The organism is Flexivirga caeni (assembly GCF_003724155.1).
GTDB classification, from domain to species: Bacteria; Actinomycetota; Actinomycetes; order Actinomycetales; family Dermatophilaceae; genus Flexivirga; species Flexivirga caeni.
In genome coordinates this window covers 212042-228685 of record NZ_RJJQ01000007.1, presented here as the reverse complement: position 1 = coordinate 228685, position 16644 = coordinate 212042, and the positions used below count along the sequence as shown (strand labels likewise).

The window sequence follows — 16644 nt, the reverse complement described above, 5'->3', positions numbered from 1 at the left end:
ACGCCTGGATCAACAAACCACCCGAGGAAGAACAGGAGGACCAACAACCAGCTGCTTAAGAACCGCTGGCCCCAAACATCTTGACAAATTCCGCCCACTCCGACGAACCATCCGTCACGAACCGGGCCACCATGTCCACCGCGTCCCGCTTCAAACCAGCCGGATACCGCTTCGTACCTGTCGCCATCCTCCCGTGAGACCAAGTCTCCGGAAACGCCGGGATGGATCAGTACCACCAGCCGACCCCACGAGGACAGACCATCGTCGAGCCCGCCATCGCCGCCGGACTCACCGTCTAACCAACACCCGAAGGATTCACCTCGTACACCCGGCCCAAGGGCTTGACGAGGGTTACCAGCCGAACTGGTGGTACACCAACGCGATTCGTGGACTCGCCAGGTGCTCCCACTCCCATGGTGTTGTGCACTTGCCCGCAGATCAGCGCTTCCTTAGCCCTTGACACAGCTTGTGACCACCGCCACCCTATGTTCGTAGTTAGTGCAGAAAGTCCGATAATCGTACTTTTGGAAGAAGCGAGGCGTTCATGGCCGAATCTGAACAGCAGCTGAGTAGGGTCTTGAGCTGGAAATCCGGCGCGTTCTTGGGCCTGTCCACAGTCCTGGGCATCTTCGTCACTATCGGGTTCATGGTCGGACTGGTCGGCGCCTGGGCGGTGATCTTCATCTGGGCGGTCTGTATGGTCATGGCCGCAGCGCAAGCGTTCCTGTACGCCGAGATGGCCACCATGTTCCCCAGCACAGTCGGTGGTTCTGCGGCCTACGCACACGAGGCCTTCCGCAAGTACACGGTGTTCGTTGGACCGGTTGTGATGTGGGGTTACTGGCTGGGGTGGTCACTGATCCAAGCCGTGTCGGCCTACGTGTTCGGGTCCCTGATCCAAGCGCAATGGTTTCCGAGCCAGACGTGGGGTGTCGACATCCTCGGCACGCACGTCGGATTGCCGCACATCCTCGGCGGGTTGGCCCTGATCAGCGTGTACGTGCTCAACGCATACGGCATCAAACCAGCCGCTCGCCTAACCAGTGCCGGAGTGACAGTCTTCGTGGTGGTGGCCGCTGTGATGGTCGGGCTGCCGTTCGTCAGCGGGACATGGTCGGCACACGAGTTGACATGGCGCCTGCACAGCTGGCAATTGGGCGTCGTGCTGGTGTACTTGGCAGCCTGGACATGTTTCGCCGCCGAGGGCCCCTCACTGTTCGCGCCGGAGTACAAGAAGCCCGGTTCGGACACCCCCAAGGCAATCAAGATCTGTGCCGTTGTCATGGTGGCCATGTTCACTCTTGTACCGCTAGCCACGTCGGGGGCGATCGGAGAGAAGGCGATCGGTGACAATCCCAGTGGCTATGCCGTCACCGTGATGCAAAAGTACTGGCATGGCAGTTCTTCGCTCATCATTGCGATACTTGCCATGGCTCTATGGGTCACCATCTTAGCAACCAGCGCCCAGTCAGCCCGAGCCCTGCTCGGCCTCGCGCGAAGCGACGCGACAATCAAGCAATTCGCCAAGGTCAACCGACACAAGATGCCTGGACGCGCACTAGCGATGGACATCCTCGTCAACCTGTTGATCTTATTCCTCGTCGGCAATACGGTCGCTATCGTCGGAGCCAGCAACTTCGGCTATATCATCTCCTGCTCACTCATCTCCTTCGGCTACGTCTTGCTGCGCCGCGACCGGCCCAACTGGCCACGCCCCTACAAGCTCCCTAGGACCGGGATCGCGATCGCGCTACTGATGGGAACCATCGACCTGTTCCTCGCCATCTTCGGTGTCACGCACCCAGCCTTGGCCAACTACGGCGGCGCCAAGGAATCGATCATCGCAGTCGTCCTGCTGTTCGTCAGCGTGCCGCTATTCCTCTACCGTCGTGTCTGGCAAGACCGCGGAACCCCGTTCCAATGGCGCGAGGACACCCCAGTCCTTCCCGACGAAGCTACCGCCGCATTACTCCACGCACCTGGTAGCGACGGCAGCGCCAGCAACAACTATAACCCCGCTGATATCAGTCCGACTCTGCCAGATGCAGCTACTGACCACAATTAACACAACGTAGGCAAGAAGTGCACGTCAAGGCATCTGGGCAGCAGCTTCTCGGATTATCGCAAATTTAGTGCTTCTGGTCCGTGTCGCGCCCCCTTGATTGGGGCGGGATCGGAGTCAGTAGCGATGACACTGCACGTGAACAAGACCGCGCAGGAGAAGCAGGGTCTGGCAGGACGGCAGCAGCGGCCGGCTCGGCGGCGTGAGCCGCCGGACCGGTGGCCGGAGAAGGGTCAGGGCAGGCTAGCCGGTTGGCGGCGATGACCGAGTTGGTGCGTGAAGCGCGTGCCAATGGCGACTCGTTGACCAGGCCGTCGGGGTTGCCCGAAGGATCTGACCAAGATGGTGCTGGAAGTCTCGCTGGAGGAGGAGATGACCGAGCACCTCGGGCATGGTAAGCGCGAGCAGCCGGTGACGGCTGACGCTGGCAATGCCGAGCCGGAGGAGCTGGCCGAAGATCTGATTCGTAATGTTCGCAACGGGACTGGCACGAAGACGGTGCTGACTGAAGTGTCGGGAAGGTCGACGTCCGGGTGCCGCGGGACCGGGCGGGCACGTTCGAACCGGTCATCGTGCCCAGGCACGCCCGCAAGCTCGGGTCGGTGGAGCAGGTGGTGTTGTCGCTGATCGCCAAGGGCCCGACCACCGGGGAGATTCTCCCGCAAGCGGGAGGTGCCCCCCTGTGCCCACAGAGATCTACGCAGCGTCGGTGTCCAAGGACACCATCTGCCGGATCGCCGACGCCGAAGTACAAACGATTAGCGCCCCAGCGCAAGGCGCGGGAACAGGGGAGTGTGTCGCCGCGCAGTACCCACGCTTCTTCGCCCACTGGGCGGTGGGTCGCGTACCCGTCGATGACCAAGGCGACAAGAGCGGAGTTGCAGGAGGCTGTCACGCTCTGGTCCCGGGGAGCCCGGGGCTGAGATGCCACGGGCTCCGCGATCCTGCCATTTCAGTCGCCCTGAATAGGCCTCATCAACGCGACAGTCCCCGTTCGTAACGAGAATTTCCCGGCAGATCGATTGATTTACTCTGGTTCAGTCGCCGCAGCGCTCGAGCAGGAGCCTTTCGACGGCCCCGGGGTCGGTGCTGCGCAGCTCCACGTGGTCACCGATCCACTTGTGATCGGTCATACCGGGATTGTGCGTGGTGGTGCCGTCCGGCCAGAAGACCTGTGGACTGCCTTGGATCGGGAGTAGGCCACTTTCAACATAGTCGTCGACGACGTCTGAGCGTGGGTTGCCACGCAACCATTCGGTCAGAACGGTCTCGGTGTTCAACTGTGCGCCGTAGTCTTTCGCCAACTCCAGTGCTCGTTCCAGGCCGTCCTGGATGCTGACGTCGACACCGTGCCGGAAGAAGGCGAGGCGTAGCGCGTAGTCGACGTCTTCGGCACTTCGCAGCCCGTGTGTGCGACGGGTCGCGGCGACCAACTCGAAGGCCGGTAGAAATGTCGACGGCCACGAACTGCCGGTGAATCGCAAGAACAGTTCCGGCTCGTGGGTACCGAGTGCCGCGGTTTCTGCGGCAACAATGTGCCGTGGTGTTCCGTGGTGGTTGACCCACTCCAGCGGCCAGGCTCGCGGCACGAACACAACGTTGAGTCCGTGTCGTTCGCGAGCCTGACGCAGCCGGTCCACGGTCAGTAGTGCCCACGGGCAGTGCAGTTCGGACCACACCGCAATGTGCATCAATCGGCTGCTGGCGTCGGTGCCGCGGACAGTAGTTCGGCGAAGTGGGCCAAGCGTCCGCCCTGGTAGTGGGCACACTGCAACACTGTCTCGTCCGGCATGCTGGACGGGAATCCGGCCGGCCACGACGTGCCGTAGGGGTTACCGCCAGCCGCGTAGACGATGTCGTCGGTGTAGCCGAGCGGGACGATGATCGAGCCCCAGTGGTAGAAGACGTTGTTCAGAGACAGGATGGTCGCCTCTTGGCCGCCGTGCAGTTCGGCAGAGGAGACAAAGGTTGTTACCGGCTTGTCGGCGAGCTTGCCCTCGTGCCAGAGGCTGCTGGCTGAGTCGATGAACTGCTTCAGTTGCGCGGCCGGTGCGCCATACCGGGTAGGGGTGCCGAACGCGTATCCGTTGGCCCACTCCAGGTCGTCGAGAGTGGCCACTGGAACGACGTCGTCGGTGGCCTGCTTGTGCGCGATCCAATCCTCGTTGCTTGCGATAGCTTCATCTGGTGCCAGTTCGGACACCCGTCGCAGGCGGACTTGCGCGCCAGCTTCGGTGGCTCCGCCGCGGACAGCTTCGGCCAGCCGGTGCACCGAGCCGGTGGAACTGTAGTAGACGACGAGGATTCGGGCTGACATGACTGAGTACCTCCGTGGTGGTTGACGATGAGTGTCGACAGTTCTGGATAGATGGATGCGGTGCTGGTTAGAGAACTATTGTGATTGTCTTCTCCTCGGTGTTCTCGTCGATGCCGGCACGGCCCAATTCGCGGCCGAGGCCGCTGTGTTTGGACCCTCCCCACGGCAGCCGGGGATCCAGCGGCGACCAGCCGTTGATCGCAACGGCGCCGGCCTGGATCCGGCGCGCGATGTCGTGCGCCCGGCTCAGTTCGCGTGTCCAGACGGTGGCGGCCAGTGCGTAACGGCTGTCGTTGGCGATCGCCACAGCACGGTCGACGTCGTCGAATGCGATGATCGCTCCAACCGGTCCGAAGATCTCTTCCCGGGCGATTGTCATCTCGTTGGTCGCCGCGGTGAATAGAGTTGGCTCGACGAAGTAGCCAACATCGTGCTCGGACCGGCCGCCTCCGATGACGGGGTGTGCACCTTCTTCGCGTCCGCGGTCGATGTAGCCCTGTACCCGAGCGCGCTGCTTGGCGTTGATCAGTGCGCCCATTGTCGTACCGGGCTCGAACGGGTCGCCGACGACGACCTTGCCGGCCCGGTTCGCAAGCAGTTCCACGAACTCGTCATGCACCGAGCGGTCGACCAGGATTCGGCTACCGGCCGCGCAGACCTCACCCTGGTTGGCGAAGACGCCGAGCGCCACACCGTCGGCAGCAGCCTCGAGATCGGCGTCGGCGAACACGATCTGGGGGCTCTTGCCGCCCAGCTCAAGAGTCGTCGGACGAAAGCCCCGCGCGGCGGCGGCCGCCACGATCTGACCGGTTTCCGGGCTGCCGGTGAAGGAGATCTTGTCGACCCCCGGGTGCTGGACGAGGGCGGTTCCCGTCGTTGCCCCGCGACCGGGGAGAACGGCTAACGCACCTGCAGGGAAGCCCGCCTGAACGACCAGCTCGGCCAACAACAGGGAGGTGAGTGGTGCATCCTCCGGGGGCTTGAGGATGACCGGACATCCGGCTGCCAGCGCAGGGGCGAGCTTCCATGAGCCGATCATGGTCGGCGAGTTCCAGGGTGTGATCGCGGCGACCACGCCGATCGGTTGGCGGACGGTGTAGCTCAAGGTTGGCTGACCCATGTGCCCGGGCGTCGGAATCGTGCGCCCTTCGATCTTGTCGGCCCAGCCCGCGAAATGGCGCAATGTCGCGATCGTCTGAGGCAGGTCGATAACTCGTGGCTCGATAGCAGGTTTACCGACGTCCAGGCACTCCAGGTCGGCGAAATCTTCTGCGCGTTGCTCGATCAGATCGGCCAGCATGTTGAGCAGCTGGCCACGTGCGGCGCCGTCGAGTCGACCCCAGGAACCGGTATCAAGTGCACGACGCGCCGCAGACACGGCGCAATCGACTCCGGCGTCACCAGTCTCGGCGACGCCTGTCAGGGTCTTCTCGGTGGTTGGGTCGATCACCGGGAAACTCTGAGGGTTTTGCTGGTCCAGCCACTGGCCGTCGACGAACGGCATGATCGGAATGCTGCGAGCCAGCTCTTCAGCTTGTTGACGTGTGCGCATGTACGATAAAAGTCCTTCTGGGGCGATAGTCGTACTATTGTAAACCGATTGCCCCTTCTCTCGTCAACTGTTTCGAGATCACGGACTACGATGCGAACGAGCTGATGTGTGCTATACCAGTCAGACCGTGCCCGGCGGAACCGAGCAATGGTCAGTGTCCAGGATCGTGTCATTTAGGTTGGAGGGGACAGGATGCTGTCGACTGGGGAAACCTCGCAGACTCTGGATCGCGGCCTGACGGTGCTCTCACTTCTGGCCGCCCATCCGGACGGTCTGAGCGCGGCTGAGATTGCCGAGGAGTTGGCGACTGCCCGCGCCGTGGTCTACCGGCTGTTGCGCACTCTGGAAGTGCATCGTCTGATCGGACGTGCCGACACGCGCTATGTACTTGGCATCGGCGTCGCCGAGCTCGCCAGCCGGCTGCGGCCGAGACTGCAGGCCGCCGTGTTGCCAGTTCTTCGGCGGCTGAGTAGCCAGACAAATAGCACCGCGATCCTCACAGTGGCCGATGGCGACGAAGCCCTGGTCCTGCTCACTGAGGAGCCCGCGGGCAGCACATTCCACATCGCGATGCGTGAGGGTGTACGCCGTCCGCTCGGCCTGGGTGCCGACGGAGTGGCGATCCTGGCCGGACGGCCCGCCGCGGATCAGGAGCCGAAAGACATCGCCCGGGCGCGCGCGCGTGGTTATGCGGTCACCGCGGGGGAGCTGCAGTCCGGTGCGGTCGGGGTGGCAGCGCCAATTGTCACTTCGGACTGGGCGACGGCCAGCGTCGGAGTCGTCCAGCTTGGCTCGAAGCTGACCGACGTGACGGTTCCCACCGCGGTGATGGCCGCCGCCGCAGACGCTGCTTCCCGGCTTGCCGGGGTGCCAGGGCGGGACTGAGCCACCCAGGAAACCTCGCGCCGAGTCGCTGCACTGCAGAAGCCTCCCGTCCGGCAATGCCGGACGGGAGGTTTCTGCTCGTCGTCCGGCTTCTTGGTCCGAATCATCGCTTCCCCTCGCCGGACAAGTGCGCTACAGTATCGATTAACGTTCATGAAGTACGATAATTGATCAAGGACTTCATAGTGACCTACCTGAGCACCGGCTCCGAGACGATAGTGCGTAGTGCCATGCGATCGGGCATTGAGGTGTGTTTCGCCAATCCCGGCACCACGGAGATGGCCTTTGTGGCGGCTCTGGATGAAGTCCCGGGCGTCCGAGCGGTGCTCGGACTACACGAGAACGTCTGTACCGGGGCGGCCGACGGGTACGCGCGGATCGCGGGTCGGCCGGCGATGACGCTGTTGCATCTGGGTCCCGGCCTGGCCAACGGCCTGGCAAACCTGCACAACGCCCGTCGGGCCAACACGCCTGTGGTCAACATTGTGGGAGAGCACGCGTCGTGGCACCTGCCCTACGATGCGCCGTTGTCTTCGGACATCGCCGCCCTGGCTGCCACCGTCGGAACGACCCGGACGGTCCGGTCCCGCGCCGATATCGGGGCTGAGACTATCGCGGTGATCGCCGACGCGCGCATCCATCTCGGGGTCAGCACTCTCATCGTTCCCGCCGATTACCAGTACGCCCGAGCCACCGACGCCGAGCCGGTGCCGTATGAAGCCACCGCCCGTCCAGTGGTGTCAGCCGATCGGATCGAGGCCGTTGCGCGCCAGCTTCGTGAGGCCGGTCGCCGGGCCACTATCGTGGTAGGCGGCAACGGCCTGAGTCGCCGGGGCCAACGCGCAGCCGGCCAGATCGCCGCCCACACCGGAGCAGTCGCGTACAGCGAAACTTTCCCGGCGACCGCAGAACGCGGCGGTGGTCTGCCTGACCTGGACCGGTTGCCATACTTCCCGGAACGGGCAATTTCCGCGCTCGCGCACAGTGACGTCGTCGCAGTCGCCGGCGCGGAGGAGCCTGTTGCGTACTTCGGCTACGAGAACGTTCCGAGCCTTCTCTGCCCGGCAGGCAGCCTCACTCACCTCGCCCGGCCCCATGAGGACGCTGAACAAGCTCTCGTCGACCTCGCGCTGGCGCTGGCAGCGGACGGGGCAAGCATGACGGCCATCCCTTCGAAGGAGACTATCGACTCCGGGGCAAAGCTGACCGGTGACTTCGTGGGCAAAGTAGTGGCCGCCCGGCTCCCGGAGAATGCGATCGTGTCGGTCGAGGGTGGCACCTGCGGATATCCCTTCTACACCGCCGCGGCGGGGTCGGTTCCACACACTGTGCTCACCAATACCGGCGGGGCGATCGGCCAGGGCTTGCCGTGCGCGCTCGGTGCGGCCATCGCCGCACCGACCAGACCGGTGATTGCGCTGCAATCCGATGGCAGTGCCCTCTACACGACGCAGGCGCTGTGGACGATGGCCCGTGAAGATGCCGACGTTGTCGTGCTAATCGCCGCGAATCACTCCTACAACGTGCTGCGAACCGAACTAAGCCGGTCCGGAAACGCCGAGTTCGGACCGCAGGCCGAGCGCCTGACCAGTCTCGACGACCCGCTGATGGACTGGACCGCGCTCGCCGCCGGATTCGGGGTGCCCGCCTACCGAGCGGGCACGGCAGGAGAGTTGGACACCGCTCTGTCCAAGGCGCTCGCCGACGGCGGACCGCACCTGATCGAGATGTCGCTGTGACCGGGCCCGCCCCAGTCCCTGATCGGGTGCGTGAGTTCCTCTCCCGGGACCATGGGCACTACATCGATGGGCATTGGCAGCGGAGCAGCGACGCAGCCATGCTGGAATCGTTGAATCCGGCGACCGGCCGGCACCTGGCGAGCATCGCGCGGGGGACCGTCGCCGATGTGGACGACGCGGTCCGTGCCGCCCGCCGGGCGCTGACGCTCCCGGCCTGGCGCGAGCTGACACCGCTCGCGCGCGGGGAGTTGTTGCACCGGCTGGCCGAGCTGGTTGACCAGTACGCCGACGAACTCGCGCTGATCGAGTCGTTGGACAATGGAAAGCCGATGTCCGTCGCACGGGCGGTCGATGTCGGCACAACCAGCAAACTGTTCCGCTACTTCGCGGGCTGGCCGAGCAAGTTCGAGGGCAGCACCATCCCGCTCTCGCCACGCAACAACCTCGAGATCCTCAATTACACGGTGCACGAACCCGTCGGTGTCGTCGGGGCGATCGTGCCGTGGAACTTCCCTGTGTCGATGGCGACATGGAAGCTGGCGCCGGCGCTTGCAATGGGCAACACCGTCGTCCTAAAACCCGCAGAGGACACCTCGCTGTCCACGCTTCGGCTGGCCGAACTGATCGGGGAGGCAGGTTTCCCGCCGGGAGTGGTGAATGTGGTCACCGGCACCGGCTCGGTGGTGGGCGCCGCGATCGCCGAGCATCCGGACGTCGACAAGGTGGCTTTCACCGGCTCAACCGAGGTCGGCCGGATGATCACCCGAGCGGCGCTGGGGAATATGAAGAGAGTGTCGCTGGAGCTGGGCGGGAAGTCACCGCACATCGCGCTCCCGGACGCCGACCCGGTAGAGGTCGCTGCGGCAGCAGCCGAAGGAATCTTCTTCAACCAGGGACAGACCTGCACGGCAGGTTCACGGTTGTACGTACACAACGACATCTACGACGACGTCATGAACGCACTGATCGACCGGGCTCGCAACATCAGGGTCGGGCCGGGCACCGACCCGCAGACCCAGATGGGGCCACTGGTCTCCTCCCGGCAGCTGGCCACGGTCAGCTCGTACATCGACTCGGGAGTCGAGGACGGTGCGGTGGTCGTCGCCGGCGGCGGCCGGCCGGTGGATCTACCGGCCGGCAACGTCGACGGCTACTTCCTCGAACCCACCGTACTGGTCGAGACCACACACCGGATGAGAGTCGTCCGTGAGGAGATCTTCGGACCGGTGCTCGTGGCCATGCGCTGGAACGACCTGGATGAACTCGTAGAGATGGCGAACGACTCACCGTACGGGCTGGCCGCCGGGATCTGGACCGGTGACCTGCGCGCGGCACACCGAATCGCCGGTGCGATCCAGGCCGGAACCGTGTGGATCAACTGTTACAACCTGACCGACCCGGCCTCTCCCTTCGGGGGATTCAAGCAATCCGGGTGGGGACGGGAGATGGGCCGTGCCGTCCTCGAGCAGTACACCGAAACCAAGAGTGTGTGGGTGAACATCACATGAGCAACTCCAGTACAGCTGTCAACGGCAGTCAGTTCGACGGGCAGGTCGCCATCGTCACCGGTGGGGGATTTGGTATCGGCAAGGCCATTGCGCGCGCGCTGGTCGGCCACGGCGCGACGGTGGTCATCGCTGCACGGCGAAGTGCGATCCTCGAAGACGCGGCCGATCAGATCATGTCCGAGATGGGCGGCACCGTCGTCGCGGTCCCGGCCGACACGACCGACACCGTATCGGTAGACGAGCTCGCTGCCCGAGCTGCCGGACTCGGTCCACTCGCCATCCTCGTCAACGCAGCTGCGGCGCCCGCCGGTCTCGTCCGCAACGATGTCGCCTCCGCCGACCCCGAGGCGCTACTTGCTGACCTGAACACCAAGGTCGTCGGATATTTCCGCTGCATTAAGGCAGTCGCTCCGGTGATGCGCCAGCATCACTATGGCCGGATCGTCAATATCGGCGGTCTGACCGGGCGCGCCAGCCACGCACTTTCCGGCATGCGCAATGTCGCGGTGGTGCGCATGACCAAGGTGCTCTCCGATCAGCTCGGCCCGGACGGCATCACCGTCAACACGGTGCACCCGGGCGTCATCGAGACCGAGCACATTCACGAGCTGTATGCGAAGAATGCCGCGGCCGAGGGGATCACACCGGAGCAGGTTGAGCAGAACTTCATCAACCGCACCCCCATCCGTCGGATACTCAGCGCCGATGAGGTCGCCGACACCGTGTGCTGGCTCGCCTCGCCGGCCAGCGGCGGGATTACCGGCGAGTCCCTCGGTATCGACGGTGGTCTGACGCGCGGGATTTTCCTCTGACCCGGCACTGACCTGAAGTCGGTCCGACCGCTCCCAGCAGGCCGGGCCACGAAGAAGGAGAGAGAAGCACATGCAGGGAACCATTCTGGTGGCAACCGCCGGCCAGGGCGTGCTACGCAGCAGCGACGATGGCACCACCTGGGCGCGAATCCCGCTCGGTCAAGGACTGGAGTTCGACGCGGTGGTCCGCGCCCTCGCCGTCCATCCCGAGCACCCCGAAGTCGTGTACGCCGGCGCCGACGCCGGACTCGCGCGCAGCGACGACGGGGGCACCCGGTGGAGCCGGGTCAGCTCGCCATTCGAGGATCAGCAGGTCTGGTCCATCGCCGTCGACCCGAACGACCCGGCCAGCATCATCGTAGGGACCGGGGCGCCGAACCGGGCAGTGCTCTGGCTCACCACAGACGCGGGCACGAGCTGGACTCGGATCGGCCCGGAGCTGCCCGAGCACTGTGCTGGGGTGAGCAAACCCCGGATCCTGACCGCGACCTGGGACCAGATCGACGGAAAGTCGGCCTGGTTCGGCGTGGAGGAGGGCGGACTGTGGCACAGTCGTGACCGCGGCGAGAACTGGGATCGCCTGGACGGCGCGCCGGACACGCTGCCCGACGGAGTGACCGTGTCCGACGTCCACTGCATCGTGGTGGTCGAGGGTCCGCCGAAGACGATCGTCGTGGTCGTGGTCAACGCGCTGTTCGTCAGCCAGGATGATGGGCAGACCTGGGTTCGCACCGGAACCAAGTCGACCTGGGGTATCTACTACACCCGGCTCGTCGCCGCCATCCCCGGATCGAGTTCATTACTGCTCGGCATCGGGGATGCCACTCCCGGAACCACCACGCGGATCTTCCGGTCCGACGACCTCACCCAAAGCTGGCAGGAAGCCAATTTCGATGTCCCGCCGAGCTCGACCGTCTGGGCATTGGGACTGCACCATGCCGACCCGGACCTGGTCTTCGCCGGCACCAAATACGGAGATCTCTACAGGTCCGTCGACGGTGGGCGAAGCTTTGTCAAGGAGTGGCGGTCATTCCCGGAGATCACCGCAGTGGCTTGGACGCCTGCTATCGCCGCTGATGCACCGGTGGTCACGCACTGAGTTGTGCTCACCGATCGACCCACCAAACCGACAACTGATTACCGGAGGAGCTGACATGACCGACATCGGCATGCACCAGAACGAAATTATGACGCCGGCAGAGACTGCCCAGGCGCTGGGTTTCAAGCCCGTCGTCGTACGGACCCACATCTCCTTGTTCGTGCGTGATCCGGAGGCATCTGCGCAGTGGTTTGCGGACATCCTGAACATGAAGATCACCGCTCGCGGCCCGCAGTGGGTGTTCCTATCCTTCGGGCGAAAGCACCACGACCTAGCGCTGATCCAGGCTGCTGAGGGTGCCGCGCAAGGCGGCCTTGGCCTGCAACACTATGGCCTGGAGATCCAAGGCGACCTCGATGAGCTGCGCCGACTCTACGCGATGCTGCTGGCCAAGCAGGTCAAGGTGGTCAAGACCACCGACCACAAGGTGGGATATGGCCTCTACTTCGAGGACCCGGACGGCAACCGGTTCGAGTTCTTCTCCGAGAGCATCACCGACGACGAAGAAGGCAAGCGCGTCCTGGGTGAGCACCACGCGCCCAGCGAACCGATCGTCATCGACCCGCTGTACACCTGACCCGTCTCCAGCTCCGCTTCGTGAGGTTTAAGCACAGATTCGTAGAGAGGTTCCTATGGCTGCGTCCAATCTTGGCCCATACCACGTCCGCAAATGGTTCACCCAGGTCGAGCAGATACTGACCACAGAATCCGGCGAGCCCGCTGATGGACAGCCGGCACACCGGATCGTGATCGCCGCAGCAATCACGAACCCATACGCTGGCCGCGGATTTGTCGGCGACCTGTCCGCGGTGGTGGAAGAATCGGCACAGCTCGGCGAAGAGTTCGCCAGGCGCGCAGTCGAATCTGCCGCCGGCACCGCCCTCAGCAGCTATGGCAAGGCCTGCCTGGTCGGGGTTGCCGGCGATTATGAGCACGGTAACGCCTTCCTGACCCAGGTGTTCGCCGACCCTGTTCGCGCCGGGATCGGGGGTGGTAAGGCGTGGGTACCCTCGACCGGCAAGGTCGCCGCCGCCGGAGCAGCAATCGACATCCCGCTCGCGCACAAGGACGCGCTCTACGTTCGCTCGCACTACGACACGGTGACCGTGGCCTTCGGCGATGCCCCCCGCCCGGATGAAGTAGTGATTGCGTTCGCATTCGCGACCCGAGGCCGGCTGCATGCCAGGCTGGGTGGCATAGCCGCCGACCAGATCGGTGGCGAGGACGGCTTGCGCTGATGCCCATGAACCAGGAAGCTGTCAGCCGCGTGATCAAGGTCAACGGTCTGTCCTGTCACTATCTGGAGTGGGGCGATCCGGGTGCACCCCCCGTGCTGTTGCTGCACGGTCTGCGCAGTTATGCCGCGACGTGGCAGCAGACCGCGCAGGCGCTGGCCGGTGACCACCGCCTGATCGCCCCGGACTTTCGCGGCAGAGGCGACAGTTCCTGGGATCCGCAGCGTCGGTACTACGCCGAGTACTACGTCCGCGACATGAAGCAGCTGATCCACCAGGTCGTGCGACCCCCGTTGACCGTCGTGGGCCATTCCCTGGGCGGCACCGTGGGCTACCTGCTCGCCGCGCAGTGTCCCGAGCTTGTCCGGGCTCTCGTGATCGAGGACATCGGCCCCGGGTCCTCCGCCGGGGGAAGGGGTGCAGAGCGCATCCGCCGTGAGATGCGGGCCACCCCCAGCGGCTTCGACTCGCTCGATTCGGTCCGGGATTACTGGCGCAAGCTGCGTCCTGGTATCTCGGAGGACGCACTGGCCTCTCGGGTCGACAACACGGTGCAGCTCGTCGGCGACGGCCGGTACGCCTGGAAACTGGACATGGAAGGGATCGCCGAGGCACGTCTGAACCCCGACCCCGCGGTCGTGGTCGACCTGTGGCCGGCAGTGGACGCGCTGCGCTGTCCGACGCTGGTGTTGCGCGGCGAGCGCTCGGACTTCCTGAGCAGTGACGTCTGCCGGCAGATGGCCGAACGCCAGCCGTTGATCCGCTGGGATGAGATACCAGCGGCCGCTCACTATGCGCACGACGACAATCCGGGAGCCTTTCAGGCTCGGCTCACGCAGTTCCTCGCCGAGGTAAGGGCCTGACGATGTCGGCGCCAGCGAACGCGCAGATCCGGGTCCCGGTCGCGATCGTCGGCGCGGGTCCGGTCGGAGTGACCGCTGCCAACCTCCTGGGGACCTACGGCATCGCCACGCTGCTCGTCGATCGGGCGAACGAGATCATCGACTATCCGCGCGCCATTGGGATCGACGACGAGAGCCTGCGCACTTTCCAGAGCGTCGGTCTGGCAGATGACGTGCTCGCGGACGCGATCCAGAACGTTCCGCTCAAGATGATCGACGCCAAGGGGCACTGTCTTGCCGACATGCACCCGACCGGGCGCGACAGCGGGTGGTTCAAGCGCAACATCTTCATGCAACCGCTTGCCGAGAAGACCCTTCGAACCGGGGTCGAGCGGTTTACGCACGTGCGAGCGGAATGGGGGCTTGAACTGCGCGTCGTCGAGCCTGCGGACGATTCGGTGACACTGACCCTCGCCGGCGCGGACGGCCGGGCCGTCACCGTCGTGGCCGATTGGGTTGTCGCCGCCGACGGCGGGCGCAGCACGATACGAACCCAGCTCGGCATCCCGCTCGACGGTGCCACTCATCCGCGCAAATGGGTCGTCATCGACTGCGGCAACGACCCCGTCGATGCGCCCTATACCGCGTTGCACTGCGACCCGCGGCGACCATATGTCTGCGCTCGCCTACCGTACGACCATCGCCGCTGGGAGTTCATGCTTTACCCAGGCGAGGACGCCGAGGAGATGCTGGCACCCGAACGGGTACGCGATCTGCTCGGTCAGCATGTGCCGGATCCGGCGGCGATCGAGGTGATCCGAGCGCGCGTATATACCCACCATTCACGCATTGCTCGACGATTTGTCCAGGGCCGGGTAGTGCTCGTCGGCGACGCGGCGCACCTGATGCCACCATGGGCGGGGCAGGGCATGAACACCGGCATCCGTGACGTGACCAATCTCTGCTGGAAGCTGGCCGCCATCGTGCGGGGCGACGCCACACCTGCGTTGCTGCATACCTACGAGCAGGAACGCCGGGCCCATGCCCAGGCCATGATCGACCTTTCCACCACTCTCGGACGGATCCTGAGTCCCACCAACCAGACGCTGGCTCACGTCCGCAACTGGCTGTTGCGGGCGGCTTCAGCGGCACCGCCGGTCAAACAGTGGATTCTCGAGATGCGCTTCAAGGCGCAGCCGCACTACCAATCCACGCTGGTGACAGGCGAACCACTCGGCTGCCCCATACCGACCCTCGGCAGAATGTTCCCGCAGCCGACGGTGGAGACCGAGGACGGCTTACGCCTGGCCCTGGATGATGTTCTTGGGCCCTGGTTCGCGATCATCGGCTTCAACTGCGATCCGTTGGCCGGGTTGAACGCAGATCAATCCGCGGCGTTGGCCGCTCTCGGCGCGGTTGTGGTCAGGGTGGTCGAGTCGCGGGCCGGTGAGCGCCGGCGTCGCCAACCGTGCGTCGACCCGGACACTGTCGTCGTCGAGGATGCCGACAACGCGCTCAGGACCTGGTTCGGTGCGCGCAAACAGCAGGTGGTGCTGCTGCGTCCCGACCGCTACGTGGCGGTGCTGGCCCGGGTGGAGACATTCGGCGCCGAGGCCACCATGTTCGCGCGGCACCTGACCGAAGGAGCCCCTCTGTGATCGTCGAGCAGCGCGACTACCGGGCGGTGCCCGGTGGTGCCCAACGTTACCTGTCGGCGTGGTACCGGTCCGGGCGGCCAGCCCAGGTGCGCCACCTAGGTGAGCCCTTGGGCGTCTACCTCACCGAGACCGGCGAGCTCAACACGCTCGTTTACCTCTGGCGCTACGACGACCTTGCCGATCGCGGCCGACGTAGAGCTGCGCTCGTCGCGGACGAGGATTTCGCCGCCTTCCGCGCCGAGGTCCGTGGCCTGCTGGTCAGCCAGGCGAATCGAATCCTCATCCAGGTCGATCTGGCGACCTCGATCTGACAACCAAGGAGCAACGAATGGCCGAGCACGACACCGCTGCCCAGATGTACCTCGACGACATGGTCAGCCGACGTGGATATGTGCTGGATTATCACAAGGTGATGGCCGCGAACGACTTTCCGGTGCTTCGGGCGGCAGACAACCTCGTCGATGCCGCCTACCTGTCCGGGCGGGAGCTGGACCGCGGTACGAAGGAGCTGCTGTTCATCCTCAGCCTGACCGTCATGCGCTCGGAGAAGGCCCATATCCAGAGCCATATCCGTGTTGCGCTCGAACTGGGAATAAGCCCACAGGCGATTCTCGAGGCGATCGAGATTGCACTGCCCGAGGCCGGTGTCGTGGTCTTCCAGCACGGCTTCGACGCCTGGCGCGAGGCGGTCGACGCGCCCAGCCTCGAGCCGACCGAGACACCGGGCTCGGACGGAGATCCCAGGGCAACGGTGACACCGAAGTTTAGCTGAGTAAGCAGCGTCCGATGCTAGATGTTCGTCGGGTCGTACCGGTGAACTCGTCGGCGGCCCGCACCTGGTCGCTGGTGTGAGGCTGCGGAACAAGTCGTGTGCAGGTCCTTGACACGTTGGTGATTTACCCACATGCTGTGTTCATTAAACGGACTTTACGTTC

16 protein-coding genes are annotated in these 16644 nt (G+C 64.6%); 13 read left to right on the top strand and 3 right to left on the bottom strand.

The window, feature by feature from the left end:
• The first annotated feature begins 544 nt into the window (after positions 1-544).
• Together EFY87_RS09080 and EFY87_RS21335 are read left to right on the top strand one after the other, a co-directional pair.
• Positions 545-2065, top strand: a complete 1521-nt coding sequence (locus EFY87_RS09080; RefSeq protein WP_123271147.1) for an APC family permease — start codon at positions 545-547, stop codon at positions 2063-2065.
• Positions 2066-2595: 530 nt separating this feature from the next.
• The gene (locus EFY87_RS21335; RefSeq protein WP_123271146.1) at positions 2596-2985 is read left to right on the top strand and encodes a transposase; all 390 of its coding nucleotides are present in this window, start codon (positions 2596-2598) and stop codon (positions 2983-2985) included.
• A gap of 114 nt (positions 2986-3099) precedes the next feature.
• Here the strand turns inward: EFY87_RS21335 and EFY87_RS09070 are convergent, their stop codons facing one another.
• From EFY87_RS09070 to EFY87_RS09060, 3 genes are all read right to left on the bottom strand, one after another.
• A complete protein-coding gene (locus tag EFY87_RS09070) occupies positions 3100-3753 on the bottom strand; it encodes a thioredoxin domain-containing protein (protein WP_123271145.1) in 654 nt (217 codons plus the stop codon).
• The gene (gene wrbA / locus EFY87_RS09065; protein ID WP_123271144.1) at positions 3753-4379 is read right to left on the bottom strand and encodes an NAD(P)H:quinone oxidoreductase; all 627 of its coding nucleotides are present in this window, start codon (positions 4377-4379) and stop codon (positions 3753-3755) included. The genes EFY87_RS09070 and wrbA overlap by 1 nt, the downstream gene beginning before the upstream one ends.
• Positions 4380-4446: 67 nt before the next feature.
• Positions 4447-5883: an aldehyde dehydrogenase family protein gene (locus EFY87_RS09060; RefSeq protein ID WP_220093577.1), complete on the bottom strand. Its 1437-nt coding sequence runs from the start codon at positions 5881-5883 to the stop codon at positions 4447-4449.
• 240 nt (positions 5884-6123) lie between these two features.
• On the opposite strand from EFY87_RS09060, the gene EFY87_RS09055 reads away from it, so the two are divergent.
• The 11 genes from EFY87_RS09055 (at position 6124) to EFY87_RS09005 (ending at position 16481) form a co-directional block, all read left to right on the top strand.
• Positions 6124-6816 carry an IclR family transcriptional regulator gene (locus tag EFY87_RS09055; protein WP_123271142.1) on the top strand — a complete coding sequence of 231 codons (693 nt, stop codon included), beginning with the start codon at positions 6124-6126 and terminating at the stop codon, positions 6814-6816.
• A gap of 185 nt (positions 6817-7001) precedes the next feature.
• A complete protein-coding gene (locus tag EFY87_RS09050; protein ID WP_220093576.1) occupies positions 7002-8555 on the top strand; it encodes an acetolactate synthase large subunit in 1554 nt (517 codons plus the stop codon).
• Positions 8552-10063 (top strand): aldehyde dehydrogenase family protein, encoded by a 1512-nt coding sequence (locus tag EFY87_RS09045; protein WP_342769111.1) that lies wholly within the window; start codon positions 8552-8554, stop codon positions 10061-10063. Before EFY87_RS09050 ends, EFY87_RS09045 begins: the two co-directional genes overlap by 4 nt.
• Positions 10060-10875 carry an SDR family NAD(P)-dependent oxidoreductase gene (locus EFY87_RS09040; protein ID WP_123271140.1) on the top strand — a complete coding sequence of 272 codons (816 nt, stop codon included), beginning with the start codon at positions 10060-10062 and terminating at the stop codon, positions 10873-10875. Before EFY87_RS09045 ends, EFY87_RS09040 begins: the two co-directional genes overlap by 4 nt.
• 70 nt (positions 10876-10945) lie before the next feature.
• Positions 10946-11974 (top strand): WD40/YVTN/BNR-like repeat-containing protein, encoded by a 1029-nt coding sequence (locus tag EFY87_RS09035; RefSeq protein ID WP_123271139.1) that lies wholly within the window; start codon positions 10946-10948, stop codon positions 11972-11974.
• Positions 11975-12029: 55 nt separating this feature from the next.
• The gene (locus EFY87_RS09030) at positions 12030-12551 is read left to right on the top strand and encodes a VOC family protein (protein ID WP_220093574.1); all 522 of its coding nucleotides are present in this window, start codon (positions 12030-12032) and stop codon (positions 12549-12551) included.
• Positions 12552-12606: 55 nt separating this feature from the next.
• Positions 12607-13212 (top strand): amino acid synthesis family protein, encoded by a 606-nt coding sequence (locus EFY87_RS09025; protein WP_123271138.1) that lies wholly within the window; start codon positions 12607-12609, stop codon positions 13210-13212.
• Between the two features lie 5 nt (positions 13213-13217).
• Positions 13218-14072 (top strand): alpha/beta fold hydrolase, encoded by an 855-nt coding sequence (locus EFY87_RS09020; RefSeq protein ID WP_123271137.1) that lies wholly within the window; start codon positions 13218-13220, stop codon positions 14070-14072.
• A gap of 2 nt (positions 14073-14074) precedes the next feature.
• The gene (locus EFY87_RS09015) at positions 14075-15709 is read left to right on the top strand and encodes a bifunctional 3-(3-hydroxy-phenyl)propionate/3-hydroxycinnamic acid hydroxylase (RefSeq protein ID WP_123271136.1); all 1635 of its coding nucleotides are present in this window, start codon (positions 14075-14077) and stop codon (positions 15707-15709) included.
• Complete coding sequence (locus tag EFY87_RS09010) at positions 15706-16020, top strand: NIPSNAP family protein (RefSeq protein ID WP_123271135.1); 315 nt, start codon at positions 15706-15708, stop codon at positions 16018-16020. The genes EFY87_RS09015 and EFY87_RS09010 overlap by 4 nt, the downstream gene beginning before the upstream one ends.
• A gap of 17 nt (positions 16021-16037) precedes the next feature.
• Complete coding sequence (locus tag EFY87_RS09005) at positions 16038-16481, top strand: carboxymuconolactone decarboxylase family protein (protein WP_123271134.1); 444 nt, start codon at positions 16038-16040, stop codon at positions 16479-16481.
• Positions 16482-16644 lie beyond the last annotated feature (163 nt).